This is a genomic window from Lentzea kentuckyensis (genome assembly GCF_002150765.1).
Taxonomy (GTDB): domain Bacteria; phylum Actinomycetota; class Actinomycetes; order Mycobacteriales; family Pseudonocardiaceae; genus Lentzea; species Lentzea kentuckyensis.
The window spans coordinates 20,329-35,396 of record NZ_MUYM01000029.1; the positions used below are offsets into that span (position 1 = coordinate 20,329).

General features: G+C 69.9%; 8 protein-coding genes and 1 pseudogene. 8 read left to right on the forward strand and 1 reads right to left on the reverse strand.

Annotated elements, in window-relative coordinates; translation table 11 throughout:
• The first annotated feature begins 144 nt into the window (after positions 1-144).
• Positions 145-2,871, forward strand: coding sequence for a hypothetical protein (locus tag B0F77_RS16150; protein WP_143466766.1), 2,727 nt, complete (start codon positions 145-147; stop codon positions 2,869-2,871).
• Complete coding sequence (gene mycP, locus B0F77_RS16155) at positions 2,868-4,067, forward strand: type VII secretion-associated serine protease mycosin (RefSeq protein ID WP_086663725.1); 1,200 nt, start codon at positions 2,868-2,870, stop codon at positions 4,065-4,067. The genes B0F77_RS16150 and mycP overlap by 4 nt, the downstream gene beginning before the upstream one ends.
• Positions 4,068-4,128: 61 nt before the next feature.
• Here mycP and eccCa read toward each other — a convergent pair whose 3' ends face one another.
• A complete protein-coding gene (eccCa, locus tag B0F77_RS16160; protein ID WP_086663726.1) occupies positions 4,129-8,103 on the reverse strand; it encodes a type VII secretion protein EccCa in 3,975 nt (1,324 codons plus the stop codon).
• 130 nt (positions 8,104-8,233) lie between these two features.
• Here eccCa and eccD point away from each other — a divergent pair, with 130 nt between their 5' ends.
• From eccD to B0F77_RS47890, 6 genes and pseudogenes are all read left to right on the forward strand, one after another.
• Positions 8,234-9,631, forward strand: a complete 1,398-nt coding sequence (gene eccD, locus B0F77_RS16165; RefSeq protein ID WP_086663727.1) for a type VII secretion integral membrane protein EccD — start codon at positions 8,234-8,236, stop codon at positions 9,629-9,631.
• Positions 9,631-11,064, forward strand: a complete 1,434-nt coding sequence (gene eccB / locus B0F77_RS16170) for a type VII secretion protein EccB (protein ID WP_086663728.1) — start codon at positions 9,631-9,633, stop codon at positions 11,062-11,064. The genes eccD and eccB overlap by 1 nt, the downstream gene beginning before the upstream one ends.
• 132 nt (positions 11,065-11,196) lie before the next feature.
• Positions 11,197-11,496 (forward strand): WXG100 family type VII secretion target, encoded by a 300-nt coding sequence (locus tag B0F77_RS16175; protein ID WP_086663729.1) that lies wholly within the window; start codon positions 11,197-11,199, stop codon positions 11,494-11,496.
• Positions 11,497-11,546: 50 nt separating this feature from the next.
• Positions 11,547-11,843, forward strand: a complete 297-nt coding sequence (locus B0F77_RS16180) for a WXG100 family type VII secretion target (protein ID WP_086663730.1) — start codon at positions 11,547-11,549, stop codon at positions 11,841-11,843.
• A gap of 84 nt (positions 11,844-11,927) precedes the next feature.
• Positions 11,928-12,464, forward strand: a complete 537-nt coding sequence (locus B0F77_RS16185; protein WP_086663731.1) for a hypothetical protein — start codon at positions 11,928-11,930, stop codon at positions 12,462-12,464.
• A 108-nt stretch (positions 12,465-12,572) separates the two neighbouring features.
• Positions 12,573-15,068 (forward strand): annotated as a pseudogene (locus tag B0F77_RS47890) (hypothetical protein); the annotation flags it as partial.

Genomic DNA, 15,068 nt, shown 5'->3' on the forward strand with positions numbered 1-15,068 from the left:
GTGACCAATGGGTTCCGTCCGGCACGTGAGGGATATCCCCGCGGATCACTCCGGCGGGCCTGTCGCAGCCCTGTCGTGGCTTCCCACCTGCGACGATGCGGTGCTGGGGGAGTCGCGTCAGGCCCATGAACAGGAGGGCGCACCTTGGCAGCACCGGCCACCGGCGCTCCGCTACCGTCCCAGCGTCGTGAGCGGGGCGGTGATCTCGTCGTCGAATGGCGTGGGCCGCACACCCTGATCCGCAGCAGAGACGAGGTACCCGGTGCCGCCGACGTGCTCGGCACCATCCCGTGGGTGCCCGGCAGCGTTCTCGTGCTGGCGTCGGCGTCCGCGCACCGCCACCCGGGCCTCTTCGTCGCGGTGCGGGACTGGCTGTCCGCGCTGCGGTCGACTCCCGGTGGCGCCGGGCTGAAAGCCGTCTGGCTCGCCGTACCCGACCTCGGCAACACCGGCGGCACCTCAGTGCCGTGGCTGCACGGCCTGGCGGTCGACTTCGAGGTCGACGTCATCGCCCCGCACGGCGGCCTCACCACGGTCGGCGCCGGAATGTACGTCAACCGCAACGAGGGCGGCGTCGGCTGGCGCCGCTTCGGCCCCCGCGGCAACGGCGAAGTGATCAGCAGCCGCTTTCCGGTGCCGGCCTGGGAACACCAGCTGCCGGACGGCCAGCTCACCGTCGCGGGCCTGGTCACCGAGACCGTGCCGGCCGGCCTGGCGGTCCGCCCGGCGGGCCTGCCCGCGCTGAGCCACGCCAGCCCGGCGTTCCGGGCGCCGCTGCACCCGCGCATCCCGAAGATGGTCGTCGGCCAACCGGGCGTGGAGGTGGCGGCGAAAGCCGTGGCACAACTGGTCGGCGACCTGCCGGAACCGATACGGCGCGCCCTGTTGTACGTCCCCGTGTCACCTTCGGCCGCCGCGCCGGAGTGGGCGGCCGAACTGGCCCTCCTGCTAGGCCACGACGTCATGATCACCGCCGGCCTGGAGACCATGAACTCCGCGGGCGCCATCCGCACCGTGGTCCTCGGCCAGCACGGCGAGCAGGTCCTCGTACCCCTGGCCGCCCTGCTGCGCCAACGCCCCGGCGCCGCCGCGCCGGAGGTGGTCGGCATCGCCTCGCCGCCGCCGGGCTGGGAGAAGCACGGCCCCCGCAGCTACCGCCGGCTCGGCGACGAACACTCGTCGCCGCTCGCCGAGGTGCTGCCCGGCGGCCTGCACGTGCGGGCCAAGGGCGACCAGCCGATGGCCCCGGGGCGGCTCGACTCCCGGTCGTGGACCCTCGCGGTCGGCGGCGCGGGACGACAGGTCACCGAGAGCGAACTGGCCGCTGTCCGCGAGCTGCTCGGCGGCCTCACCCCGCACCAGTGCCACACGGCCGAGGTCCGCGTCCTGGGCACCGCGGCGCCGGACGGGCTGGCCGCGCTCGGTGCTTACGTCCGCTCGGTGGGTGCCACGCTGAAGCACGAGCCGGTGCCCAAGCTCCGGGCCGTGCCCAAGCCCGAAGCCGACCGCGAGCCCGAAGCCGCGCCCAAGTCCGGAGCCGCGCCCGAGCACGAGTCCGGAGCCGTGCTCAAGCCCGAAGCCGAGAACGAGTCCGGAGCCGTGCCCAAGCACGAGCGCGCCCCCGAGGCCGTGGCGACGCCGCTCGAGGCCGGTGCGGGGGAGGAGAACGCGTCCGTCCCGGTGCCCCTGGCGAGGGAGCCGGAGACCGAGGCCGACCTGGTGCGCGGTGCCGGGGAGTCTGCGGGGAACGGGATCTCGTCGTCCAACGTGGCGCGGCTGGGGGAGCCGGACATCACGGCCGACGCGGCACGCGGTCCCGGTGAATCCGTTGCGGAACCGGCAATCCCACCTGCTCCGATCCCACCTGCTCCGATCCCGCCGGCGACCGAGTCCGGCCGACCGGCCCCCGCGCGTCCCCCGGTCGCGGTGACCTCGATGCCGGTCTCCACCGTCTCTGGTCCCACCACAGCCAAACCAACCCTCCAGCCAGCCCCCGAGCCGGCCGTCGAGCCCGAACCTGAGCCGGAGCAGCACGAGCCGGAAGCCGAGGAGGCGGTCGCTGCGGCACATCCGCGCCCGGACAAGCCCGTCGAACTCGCCGACCGCCCCAGCACCCCGGCAGAACAGACCCGTCTGGCCACCAGCGCCGGAGCGCACTACACGGAGGCGTTGGCGGCGGTGAACGTGGCGTTGTCGGCGTGGCCGATGCTCAAGCCCGACGCCAAGGCCGACTACGTGGCGGTGTGCCTGTACCTGGGCCGCGGTGAGGGCGGGGCGGTGTCGCTCGCCGAGGCGCTGGCCGAGGGACGGGAGCCGTTCGACGCGTACCTGCCGTGTCTGGTGTCGGGGTTGCGCCGGCTGCCGACGCACCGCAAGGTCGTGCTGCGCCAGGAACGTGTGGGCAAGGAGAGCCCGTACGCCGCGGGCGCGGTGCTGTGCGAGCCGGGCTTCCTCAGCGCGAGTGCGGAGCTCGACGTGACCACGGCGTCGGCGGACCTGGACCAGTTGATCTGGCCGGTCTCCGCGCGTCGCACGTCGGAGCTGATGATGGGACGGACGGTCGACGAGGTCGTTTTCCCGGTGGGGCGTCGGTTCAAGGCGCTCGCCCTGCGCACGCACGAGCCGGAGGACGGCATCGGTCCGCGCGCGCCGAGGACCGCCTTGCTCACCCGTGAACTGCTGCCGGACGAGGATCCCCAGTCGCCACAGGCATTGGAGCGCGATCGGACCGTGTTGCCGCGGCTGGAACGCGCGTGGCAGGAGCGGCAGAGCGCCGAACTGCGGCTGGTCGAGGAACCGGACGCGCTGGCACGGTTGACGGCACCACTGATGCGGGCCGAGCTCACCAGCGCGGTCGGGGCAGCGTCGTGAAGCGCCTGTCCGCTCTCGCCGCGGCCGCCGCGCTGGTCGCGGTTCCCCAGCCCGCTGTCGCCGACGTGGTGCCGAAGATCCCGGACACCCGGCAGTGCCTGCCGCCGCCGCTGGTGAGCGCCGACACCGTGCCGTGGGCGCAGCAACTGCTGGCGCCGCAACGAACCTGGTCGGTCACCCGCGGCGCCGGTGTCACCGTCGGTGTCGTCGACACCGGCGTAGACGGTGCCGCGCAACAACTTTCCGGCCGGGTCCTGCCGGGACGCGACGTGCGCAAGCCCGGCAACCAGCCGGCCAACACCGACTGCTTCGGCCACGGCACGTTCGTCGCCGGGATCGTTGGCGCCGCGCCCGCGAACGGCACGATGTTCGCCGGGGTCGCGCCGGACGCCACGATCCTGCCGATCCGCGTCGCCGACGACGCCACCGACACCTCGGCCGCGACGCTCGCCCAGGGCATCAGGGCGGCCGTCGACGGTGGTGCCAGGGTGGTGAACGTGTCCGCCAGCACCTCGGCGAAGGACGCCGACCTCGAAGCGGCGGTCGCCTACGCCGCCACACACGACGTGGTGGTCGTGGCTTCCGCCGGCAACAGCGCCGAGCAGGGCAACCCGACGCCGTACCCCGCCGCCTTCGACACCGTCATCGCGGTCGGAGCCATCGACCGCGAAGGCAAGCGGGCGTCCTTTTCGGACACCGGCGGCTACCTGGACCTTGCCGCACCCGGTGTGGACGTCGTCAGCATCGGGCCCGGCGGTCCGGGGCAGTGGGAGGCCAGCGGCACGAGCTACGCCGCACCGTTCGTGGCGGGGGTAGCGGCACTGGTGCGCGCCTATCACCCGAAACTCACCGCAGCACAGGTGAAGAACCGGTTGCAGGCCACCGCGGACAGCCCACCGGCGAACGTCCCGGACACCGCTTTCGGCTGGGGCACGGTGAATCCCGCCGCCGCGGTGACGTCGGTGCTGCCGCAGGAGGACGCCACGGGTGCGGTGGCCGCACCGGTCCCCGCCAACGCCCAGACTCCACCGGTGCCCAGCCAGGATCGCACCAGCGGCGTGCTCGTCACGCTCAGCGTGCTGGGCGTAGTTCTCGTGGCGGCCCTGGTGTTGCTGGCCGCGCGGTTGGTGCCGATCGGCATGCGCCGCCGCTGGCGCCCAGCCCGCCGCCTGGAGGTCCCCACCCCCGAACAGTGACCATGAACGGCGCTTTTGTGGACCTCAGGTCCACAAAAGCGCCGTTCATGGCCAGCCTGGGCTACTTGTCGACGATCGGGGTTTGCATCAGGTTGACCGTGCGGCGGCGGTTGATGAACTGGGCGCGCCCGGCCGGCAACGTCTTCGGCCGCACGTTGCCGACGAAGACGCCCTCGTCCTTCGGGCAGGAGAACAGCACCACCGCGGTGCCGAGCTCCCACATCCGCCGCATCAGCGGTTGCATCATCCCCCGGCCGGCACTGGCGGTGCTGCGCGCGATGATCAGGTGCAGACCGATGTCCGCACCGTGCGGCAGCAACGACTGCAGCGGCTGCATCGGGTCGTCGAACCCACCTGTCTCCGCCAGCTCGAAGTCGTCGATCAGGATGAACAACCTGCCGCCGCTCCACCAGTCGCGCTTGCGCAACCGGTCGGGCGTGATGTCCGCGCCCGGCACCCTGCTCTGCAGCAGTTCGGCGACCTCGCTGATCGCCGTGGAGAGACCGTCGGTGCTCACCGTGTAGTTGATCTGGTTGTCCTGCGGGATCGCGTCGTGCAGCTCGCGGCGGAAGTCGACGAACATCACCCGCCCCTCCTCCGGCCCGTAGTGGGCGGCGACGGAACGGGCGATGTGCCGCAACAGGTTCGTCTTGCCGGTCTCCGCGTCACCGAAGATCAACAGGTGCGGGTTCGCGTCGAAGTCGTGCCACTGCGGGCCCAGCGCGCCGTCCTCGATGCCCAGCGCCATGGTCATGTCCAGCGCGGGTGACGCCGACGTCGGTGCTGGGAGCGAAGCCGCGGTCAGTTCGCTGGGCAGCAGTTTCACCTGTGGCGCACGAGGAGTCGTCGGCAGGTCGAGCGACTCGGCGAGCTGCATCGTCGCGTCGGCGACGTCGTCGGTCGTGCCGGTGCCGTCGATGCGGGGGAGCGCGGTGAGGAAGTGCATCTTGTCGGCGGTGAGGCCGCGGCCGGGAATCTCCGGAACCCCGGCGGCGGCGCGACTGTTGATCTCGGACTCGAGCGGGTCGCCGAGCCGCAGCTCGAACCGGGTGCCGAGCACGTCGCGCAGCCACGGCCGCATTTCCGACCAGCGGTTGGTGGCGACCACCAGGTGCACGCCGAAGCCGAGGCCGCGGGCGGCGAGTTCGCTGAACCGGTCCTCCAACTCCTCGTAGTCCTGGCGGATCGTGTACCAGCCGTCGACGACGAGGAACGCGTCGCCGTGCGGGTCGAGGTCGAGGAACTGGCCCTGCCGCCGGGCCCTGCGATAGCTCGCCATCGAGTCGATGTGGTGCTGCGAGAACAGTTGCTCGCGGCGCGCCATCAGGTTGCTCATCTCGGCCACGGTCCGGGTGACCCGGTCGCGGTCGAGCCGTCCGGCGATGCTGCCCATGTGCGGCAGCCGGGCCAGCGAGCTCAGCGTGCCGCCGAAGTCCAGGCAGTAGAACTGGATCTCGGCCGCGGTGTGGGTGAGTGCGAGCGCGCTGAGCAACGTGCGGATCAGCGTGCTCTTGCCCGTCTGCGGCCCGCCGACGATCGCGACGTTGCCCTTGGCACCGGACAGGTCCGCGCCGAGCAGGTCGCGTCGCTGCAGTGCGGGCAGGTCGACCAGGCCGACCGGCGCGCGTAGCGTGGAGACGTCGAAGTCGCCTACCGGCCGCGGGCCGAGCGCCGGGTGGTCCACCAGCGGCGGCAGCAGCTGGTCGAGCGTCGGCGGCTGCTTGAGCGGCGGCAGCCACACCTGGTGCGCCACCGGGCCGACGCCCTGCAACCGGTCGAACAGCACGTCGAGCATGGTGCTGGTCATCTCGTCGGCACGTTCGGGTTCCTCCTCCGCCGCCTCGTTGTCCACGCGGGGCGCCACGTACTCGGTGCCGAACGCGACGAGGTCCTGCTCCACCTCGTCCCGCCGCCGCCGCTTGCTCGTCGGCGGACGGTAGGCACCCGACACGAAGGCGCCCTTGAACCGGACCAGTGACGTCGTGTCCGGGCGCAGGTAACCGTTGCCAGGGCTGCTGGGCAGCTCGTAGGCGTCCGGGACACCGAGCACGCTGCGGCTCTCCATCGCGGAGAAGGTGCGCAGGCCGATCCGGTACGACAGGTGGCTCTCGATCTTGTGGATGCGGCCCTCGTCGAGCCGCTGGCTGGCGAGCAGCAGGTGCACCCCGAGGCTGCGGCCCAGCCGGCCGATCATGGCGAACGTCTCCACGAACTCGGGCTTGCTCGCCAGCATCTCGCTGAACTCGTCGACGACGATGAACAACGCGGGCATCGGCTCCAGCTGGGTGCCCTGCGCCCGCGCCGCCTCGTAGTCGCGCCGCGACGAGTAGTTGCCCGCCGCGCGCAACAGTTCCTGGCGGCGGTTGAGCTCACCCGCGAGCGCGTCCTGCATGCGGTCGACCAGATCCAGCTCGTCCGCGAGGTTCGTGATGACCGCAGAGGTGTGCGGCAGCTTGTCGAACCCGAGGAACGCGGCACCACCCTTGAAGTCGACCAGCACGAGGTTGAGTTCTTCCGACGAATGCGTGGCCGCCATCGACAGCACGAGTGTGCGCAACAGCTCGCTCTTGCCCGAACCCGTCGCGCCGATCAGCAGGCCGTGCGGACCCATGCCGCCCTCTGCGGACTCCTTGATGTCCAGCTCGATGGGCGTGCCGGTCGACGTCATGCCGATCGGCACCCGCAGCCGCCTGCGCGCACTCGACCTGTTCCGCCGGTAGGTGACGGGGTCGAAGGTCCGCAGGTCGCCGAGACCGAGCAGGTTCGGCAGCTCGTAGTCACCGGCCAGCGGTTCCTCGGTGTCCTGCGCCTCGCCGACCCGGTAGCGCGCGATCAGCCGGGCGAGCGCGGAGACCGCCTGCGGACTCATCGTGTCGGCCTGGCACAGCGGGCTCGGCACCGGCTTGCCGAGCCGGTCGAACGCGACCGTGCTCAGCTGACCGTCGACCACCTGAAGGTGCAGCGTGTTGGCGTGCGACTGCCAGGGCAGCGCGCCCGACAGGTCGAGCACGATGGTGTTGCGGTAGGCCTCGTCGAACACCCGGTGCTCGTCGGGCAGCGTGACGCCGTCGAGGACCACGACCACGTACGGTTCGTTGGCGCTGATCGGACTGTCCGGTTCGAACGGTGGCCGGCCGATGAAGTCGGTGCCGCCGAGCAGCCGTTCCAGCTCGGTGATGCTGTCGGCGACCAGCCGGCGCGGCCCGGTCGCGTCCCGCGCGTCGAGGTTCTGGTTGTGCGGCAGCCACTTCACCCAGTCCCAGTGGTCACGGGCCTCGTCGCTCACGCACACCGCGATCCGCGCCTCACCGGGGCTGTGCGCGGTGGCGAGCTGGCCGAGCAGGGCGCGGACCAGACCGCGGACCTCCTCGGGGTAGCCCTGGAACTGCAGCCGGGCGAACGCGCGCAGGTACACCGCGATCGGGGCGTTGTTGAGGGTCGAGTAGGCCCGGATGAACCGGCGCAACGCGTGCGCGCACAGCGGTTCCAGGTCCTCCAGCGGTTTGGTGTCGGCGGGCGGGTGCAGCTTGGTGGAGCTGCGCTGCTTGCCGACGCCGATGCGCACCTCGCCGAAGTCCTCGTGCATCGGGCGCCGTTCCCACAGCCGGTAGCCCATGGCCATCGACCACAGCGAGCGCGGATCGGGGTGCAGCCACAGCGCGGCCTTGCGCTGCTGCGACAGCGCCGAGCGCATCTTGCCGCGCAGCTGGCCGAGGTAGCGGATGTAGTCACGGCGGTCGCCGCGCAGCTTCTCCTTGTGATCCACACCGGACTTCAGCATGTTGGCGACGAGCATGCCGACGGCCGCCACGAGCATCAGGCCGCCGCCGACGTAGGCGAGCGCGCCCGAGCCGGGCCGGACGAACATGAGCACCATGGCGAGCGAGCTGAGCGCCATGGGCGCGTAGGTGAGGACAGCACCGACACCGCCGCCGGTCACCTCGGGTACCGCTGGCGGCGGTTGCAGCTCTATCTCGTCGCTGGGCGCGGTCGGCCCCGGCCGGCGCGTCCTGCGCATGAAGACCTCAGTGGCCACTCGGACTCCTCTGGTGAAGGGTTTCCCCCGAAGTGGCGATCTGGCTTGATCACCATCTGCGGGGGCAGGTGTGCCGCGGCTAGGTTCCGCAGCACGCTCGTCTTTCGCCAGAAGGATTCCGGTGCCCAAAATGGAAGAACGCACGCAGCATCGCACAAACGTGCCGACGAGGCTACGGTTCGTTCTCGGCGACAAAGCAGTGGACGTAGCGCTTCCGGGTGAAGTGCAGCTGGTCGACCTCCTGCCCTCCATCCTGGCCCAGTTCGGGAAGGAGTGGATCGAACAAAGCGTCGACCACGAGGGCTGGGTCGCGCAGCGGCTCGGTGAACCTCCACTGGACGAGGACAAGTCACCGGCCGAGCTGCAGCTGCTCGACGGCGACACCGTCCACTTGCGACCCAGGGGCGAGGAGTTCGCCCCGCTGGACTACGACGACCTGGTCGACGGCCTGGCCGAACGGGCCCGCGGCGATGCGGGCCAGTGGACGCCGGAGCGGTCGCGGTGGATGCTGCGAGCAGGTGCGCTGGTCGCGCTGCTCACCGGCCTGGCGGCCCTCTTCGCGGGGCCCGGCGCCCCGTCGTTCTGGCTGGTCCCCGCCGTGCTGGCACTGGCGCTCGTCATCGGCGCGGCAGCCGTGGCCCGCACCGTCGGTGACCTGGTCAACGCCACCGGGCTCGCCCTGCTCGGCATCGCTTACGCCACAGCGGCGGGGTGGCTCCTCGCGCTGTGGCTCGATCCGGCCGGCGAACTCGGTGTCTGGATCTCCTGTGCCCTGGCGATGGCGGTCGCGGCGACGGTGTTCGCCCTGGTCGCCGTCGCCGACTCGGCGCTCATCTTCACCACCGGGCTGACCTTCGGGGTCATGGTGTTGATCCCGTCGGTGATCTGGGCATGGTCGGATCTGACCGCGCAGCAGAGCGTCGCCATCGGGATCACGGTGAACCTGGTGGCGAGCCTCTTCATACCGGGCACGGCGTTCCGGCTCGGCCGGTTGAGACTGCCGATGCTGCCCACCGAGGCGGCGGAGGTGAAGGAGGACACCGAACCGGTCCCGCACCAGGTCGTCGTCGAACGCAGTGCGGTCGTCTTCGGCTATCTCAGGGCCCTCTATCTCGGCTTCGGTGTCGCACAGGCACTGTTGTTGATCGCTCTGAACGTCCGGGGTGGACAGTGGCCGCTGATCTTCGGCGCGGTCTGCGCGTTGCTGCTGTTCATGCGTTCCCGGCACCTGAGCGGCGTGGTGCCGCGGTGGTCGTTGCTCGTGCCCGCCATGGCCGCGGTCGTGACCATCGTGCTGCGGCTGGGCTTCGGCCACCACCCGCTCGACCGCGTGCTGGCGATGCTGACGCCGCTGGTGCTCGTCGGCGCCGCGCTGGTCGTGCTGACCTCCGTCCTGCCCGGCAGGCGGATGCGGCCCTACTGGGGTCGCGCGGTGGACATCTTCGAGCACGCGACCGCGATCGCCGTCATCCCGTTGTTGCTGGCGATCCTGGACGTCTACGCCTGGGTCAGGGGGCTGAGCGGCTGATGCAGTCACGCAGAGATCAGGTCCAGGCGTACTTCTTCGTCGTCGGCCGCCTGGTGTCCGGCCTCATGCAGGGCAAGCCGGACGTGCTGGAGCACCCCAACAAGCGGTTCAACGGGGGGACGTTCCTCGGCCTGTTGCTCGCCTGTCTGCTCGTGGCGATCTTCGGCATCGTCGGGTTGATGTTCCCCGGCGGCAACAACTCCTGGCGGGTGCCGGGGGCCGTGGTGCTGGAGAAGGACTCCGGAGCCCGGTACGTGTTCCTCGACGGCCAGTTGCGGCCCGCGCTGAACCTCTCGTCCGCGCTGCTCGCCGCGGGAGACGCGGGCAAACTCGTCGCGGTCACCAAGAGTTCGCTGACAGGCGTGCCGGTCGGAACGCCCATCGGGATCCCGGGCGCACCGGACGGACTGCCCATGGCGGACCGGGTCAACACCTCGCCGTGGTCGGTCTGCGCCAAGCCCGTCGACGAGCACGCCGTGGCGAGCGCCGCGAGCGTGACACTGCGCCTGGACGGCGTGGAGGGCACGCCCGCGCCGCCGGACCAGGCGCTCCTGGTGTCCACTCCGGACGGTGTCACGCACCTCGTGTGGCGGGGAAACCGGCACAAGATCGCGGATCCGACGATGCTGGAAGCGCTGGGCTACAACTCGGTGACACCCTTCCGGGTGTCACCCGCCTGGCTGAACGTGATTCCCGCCGGGCGCGACCTGCAGCCTCCGTCCATTGCGGACATCGGCAAGCCGGGACCGTCCGTCGGCGGCAAGCCCGGCCTGATCGGGCAGCTCTACGAGCTCAAGAACCCGGCGACCGGATCGGACGAGATCTACGTGCTGCAGGCGGGCGGGCTCATGCCGGTCAGCCGCAGCGTCGCCGCCATGCTGCTGATCAACCCCGCCCTGAAGGCCGCCTATCCGGACAGCTCCGTGCGGCCGGTGGAGGTGGGGCCCGGTGACGTCGCCGGAGTGCGGGTGATGGGCCACGACCCCATCTCGGCCGACCTGCCGGCGATCCCGCCGGCGATGGTGAACCTCGGTGCGTCAGGGGAACCTTGCATGAGGTTCGATCCGCAGGCCGGCGCTGGTCAGTTGCCGGCCCTGGTGATCCTGCCGGACTCGACGGAGAGTGATGCCGTGCCTCCGGCGGGTAAGCACACCGTCGGAACGACGGCCGACCAGGTCGTCATCCCGGTGGGTGGCGGAGCGCTGGTGCGCACCGTTTCCGCACCCGGTACGTCATCGGGCACCGCGTTCCTTGTCACCGATCTGGGGGTCAAGTACCCGTTGGTGGCCGAAAATGTCGCGTCCATCCTCGGCTACGGGCACCTGGACACGGTCGGAGTGCCGGCCGCGCTGCTGGCGCTCCTGCCCAGCGGGCCCGCCCTGAGCCCTGAGGCCGCGCTCGTGAGCAGGCCGATCAGCCCGCCGGGCTCCTGAGGGAAAGTCCCCGGCTTGGGTCCCGACAGGACAGATGAGCCGCGGGGACCCGCTTTCCCACCTCTAATTGAAGTGCGGCCGCACCTGGCGAACACCGGACGGCCTTCGAATTTCATCCAGGAGGTTACGAGAATGGCAGCGGGAAACAACACCAAGCTGACTCCGTCCGAGGTGTCGGCCATGGCGGGCAGGCACCGCACGTGCGCCGACGACATCACCAACCAGCAGCGGAGCCTCACCGGCCACATCAGCACCCTCACCTCGGTCAACAGCGGTCGCATGATGCAGCGCCTGCTCGAGGTCCACCAGGAGTGGGACCGCCTCACCAAGGACATCGTCACCAACCTGACGACGATGGCGACGACGCTCGACAGCGTCGCCTCCGACCTGCGCACCCAGGACGAGAGCAACGCCAGCGGCGTCACCACCTGAAGTCCTTTTGGGACACCCTTCACCAATTCTTCTTCCAGCGGGAGTGAACTGTGGCAAGCGGCCTGATCAACTACGACTACGCCTCGATCTCCGACGGTGTGAACCACATGCGTCAGATCAACAACAACATCCGGGACCAGGTGGGCAACCTGCGCAAGCAGGTGCAGCAGCTGCTGGGCGACTTCACCGGTGCCTCCGCGCAGGGCTACGACACCTGTTCGCAGAAGATCGCGCAGGACCTGACGAAGAGCAACGAGCAGCTGGACACGTTGGCGGGCAAGGTCAACACCGGCTCCAACAACATGGGCGACACGGACCGCAGCCAGTCTCGCCGTTTCCAGCACTGATGCCGCGGGTGGTGCCGGACATCCCGGGTCCGGCACCACCCGGCTCATCATCGCAGCAGTCCCGGTATCCCAGAAAGGTCCGAAATGGCTGGTAGTGGCGACCGCACGCACATCGATCCGGAGGCGGTGCGTTCCGCGGCGGGCAACATCGGTGGCCTGCTCAGCGACATGTCTCCGTTCCAGAAGTGCGCCTCGGCTGAGACGAAGGCCGGAAACTTCGAGACCGCGACGTGGCTCGAGGACGTGGTGCACAACAGGCAGACGAGCCTGCTGGAGCACGCAACGCACGTGAAGATGGTCATGGGCAACATCAACGACAGCCTCAACGGGGTCAGCGACGCGCTCGTGCAGACCGACGACACGAACAGCAAGAAGCTCGACCACGTCGTCGGGCACGAGATCAACACGCTGAAGATCGACGCGTTCAACAGCGGCAAGACGGCCAAGGAGGTCACCGGAACGCCCACCTGGGAGTCCCAGGAGTACGACGGCGAAAGCTCCGAGTTCGACAACGCTCCGCCGCCGACCTTCGAGCCGGAGGCAACGGAGGAGCCGGTCGACGTGCCGGAAGAACCCGAGAGTGATCCGTTCACGATGAACGACACGATTCCGACGCTGTAGCGCGATGTCGACGTACCTCGTCCAGCTGAATTGGGTGCCAGTGCCCGTTTTGCACTGGCGCCCACTTGAGCTGTGCGGATCCATGACGCTGAAGCTGAGGACGATGAGATGACGACCCCGGAATCGATCGACACCCAGCAGCTCCACATCACCGGTGGGCCTGGCAAGTTCGCCACCGGCAACACGGGGGGCGGGATCGTCACCGTCGACCCGTCGAAGATCACCATGGGCCCTGGCCCGGAGATCAGCTCGACGATCGGTCCGACGGGTGGCGCGCCCAGTCCCAACGTCGACGGCATCACGTCGATCGAGCAGTTCAAGTCCGTGGCCGGCGCCGCGCTCAACAACGGTGCCGCGGACAGCTGGACCGCGCTGGCGGACGCGTTCGAAGCGTCGTACCGAAGCCTGGGGGAGTTCCAGCAGGACTTCAACTCGGCCGTGCAGGGCGTGAAGCCCTCGTTCCAGGGCTGGGCGGGCGACCAGTTCCAGGACTTCGCGCAGACCCAGATCCTGCGGCGCAGCCACGACGTCACCACGGCGCTGGCGGGCTACCCGGACGCGCTGCGCTCGATCGGCAGGTCGATCACATTCTTCCAGGCGCACGTCGCCGAGATCGAGGCCGAGTTCGCGTCCCGCGTCCAGACGAAGGCGCAACTCGTCGACAAGCTGGCGACGGCGATGACCACGCTGGGCGTCGAGTTCGACGCCGGGGCGTACATGAGTTCGGTGCTCAAGAAGGACGTCGACACCATCGTGCTGCCCGAGCTGCGGCGGGCGTTGCTGGATCTGTCCAGTTCGTACTCGAGCAACGGGGCCGCCCTCACCCAGTTCGACCCGAGGGCGATGCAGCCGCCGCGTGGCGCGCACTCCGGCAACGGCACGCGTGGCGGCGGTGCCGGCGGCAACACGGGTGGCACCAAAGACGGTACCAATAGCCGTACCACGGGTGGCACCAAAGACGGTACCAATAGCCGTACCACTGATGGCACCAAAGACGGCACCAATAGCCGAACCACTGATGGCACCAAGGGTGACGCCGCCGAAGCCGAGAAGGCTCGGCAGAAGGCCATCGCGGACGCGAAGAAGGCGGCGGACAAGGGAATCGACGACCTGCTGAAGGCGACGCCGCCGGCGGGGAGCTCGCCCGATGCCGACGAGCGGCGCGCCGCGCTCAACCAGGCGAAGAAGGACATCGACAAGCGCTTCGACGAGCTCTCCAAGCAGCCGCCGTCGACGGACGGGAACCAGTCACCCGATGTCGCTCGGCAGCAGGCGTTGGACGAGGCGAAGAAGGCCGCCGACGAGACGATCGAGAAGCTGCGGAATGAAGGCACCGGGACCGGCTCCGGTGGCGACAAGTCGTCCGGCACGCATGGCGGTGTGGACGGCGGTGCTGGTGGCGTCGGCGGCGTCGGTGGCGTCGGTGGTGGCAAGACGGGTGGCACTGGTGGCAAGACAGGTGGCACTGGCGGTGGCACCGGCGGCGGCACAGGTGGCACTGGCGGCGGAAAGACTGACACGGCGCGGCAGAAGGCACTGACCGACGCGAAGAAGGCCGCCGACGACGCGATGAACAAGCTGAAGCAGGAGGGTCAGGACGGCGGTGCCGGTGGTGGCGCCGGTGGCGGGGGAGGGGCTACCGGTCGCAAGGGTGGCCGTACCGGCAGCGAGGCGGACACGACACGGCAGAAGGCACTGGGCGACGCGAAGAAGGCTGCCAACGACGCGATCAACAAGCTGCAGCAGAAGAGCGCGAACGATCCTGTCAGGCAGAAGGCGTTGGAGGACGCCAAGAAGGCGGCCAACGACGCGATCGACGCCATCAAGACCAGCGACGGCGGTGCCGGCCAGGGCGGCGATGCGGATTCCGTGCGGCAGAAGGCGTTGACGGACGCGAAGAAGGCCGCGGACGACGCGATCAAGGGTTTGAGCGGTGGCTCTGGTGGAACTGGTTCCGGGACCGGTGGCGGTTCGGGTTCGGGTTCTGGTTCCGACGCGGATGCCACGCGGCAGAAGGCGTTGAACGACGCCAAGAAGGCCGCGGATGACGCCATCAAGGGTTTGAGCTCTGGTGGTGGGAGCGGTTCTGGCAGCGGTGGCGGTTCTGGTTCTGGTGGCGGTTCGGGTGATGAGGCGCGGCAGAAGGCGTTGAACGACGCCAAGAAGGCCGCGGACGATGCGATCAAGGGCCTGAACTCCGGCGGTGGCTCTGGCGGTGGTTCTGGTTCCGGTGGCGGTTCCGGTTCCGGTAGCGGTGGTGGGTCAGGCTCCGGTGGGGGGTCGGGTGACGAGGCGCGGCAGAAGGCGTTGAACGACGCCAAGAAGGCCGCGGACGACGCCATCAAGGGCCTGAACTCCGGCGGTGGTGCCGGTAGCGGTGGTGGCTCTGGCTCCGGTTCCGGCGGTCCCGACCCGAAGACGGTCGCCGCGAACGACGCCGCCCGGCGTGAGGCTCAGCAGCAGGCGCAGGACGCCGTCAAGGCGCTGAGCAGCAGTGGTGACTCGGGCGGCGGCACCGGTGGTGGCAGCGGCAACGACCCCAACCGTGAGGACCCCAGCCACAAGGGCACTGGTTCCGGCTCTGGCGGAGGGTCTGGCTCTGGC

Coding starts and splice junctions, on each gene's coding strand:
- B0F77_RS16185 (WP_086663731.1), top strand. CDS start 11,928: ATGGCTGGTAGTGGCGACCGCACGCACATCGATCCGGAGGCGGTGCGT.
- eccB (WP_086663728.1), top strand. CDS start 9,631: ATGCAGTCACGCAGAGATCAGGTCCAGGCGTACTTCTTCGTCGTCGGC.
- B0F77_RS16175 (WP_086663729.1), top strand. CDS start 11,197: ATGGCAGCGGGAAACAACACCAAGCTGACTCCGTCCGAGGTGTCGGCC.
- eccD (WP_086663727.1), top strand. CDS start 8,234: ATGGAAGAACGCACGCAGCATCGCACAAACGTGCCGACGAGGCTACGG.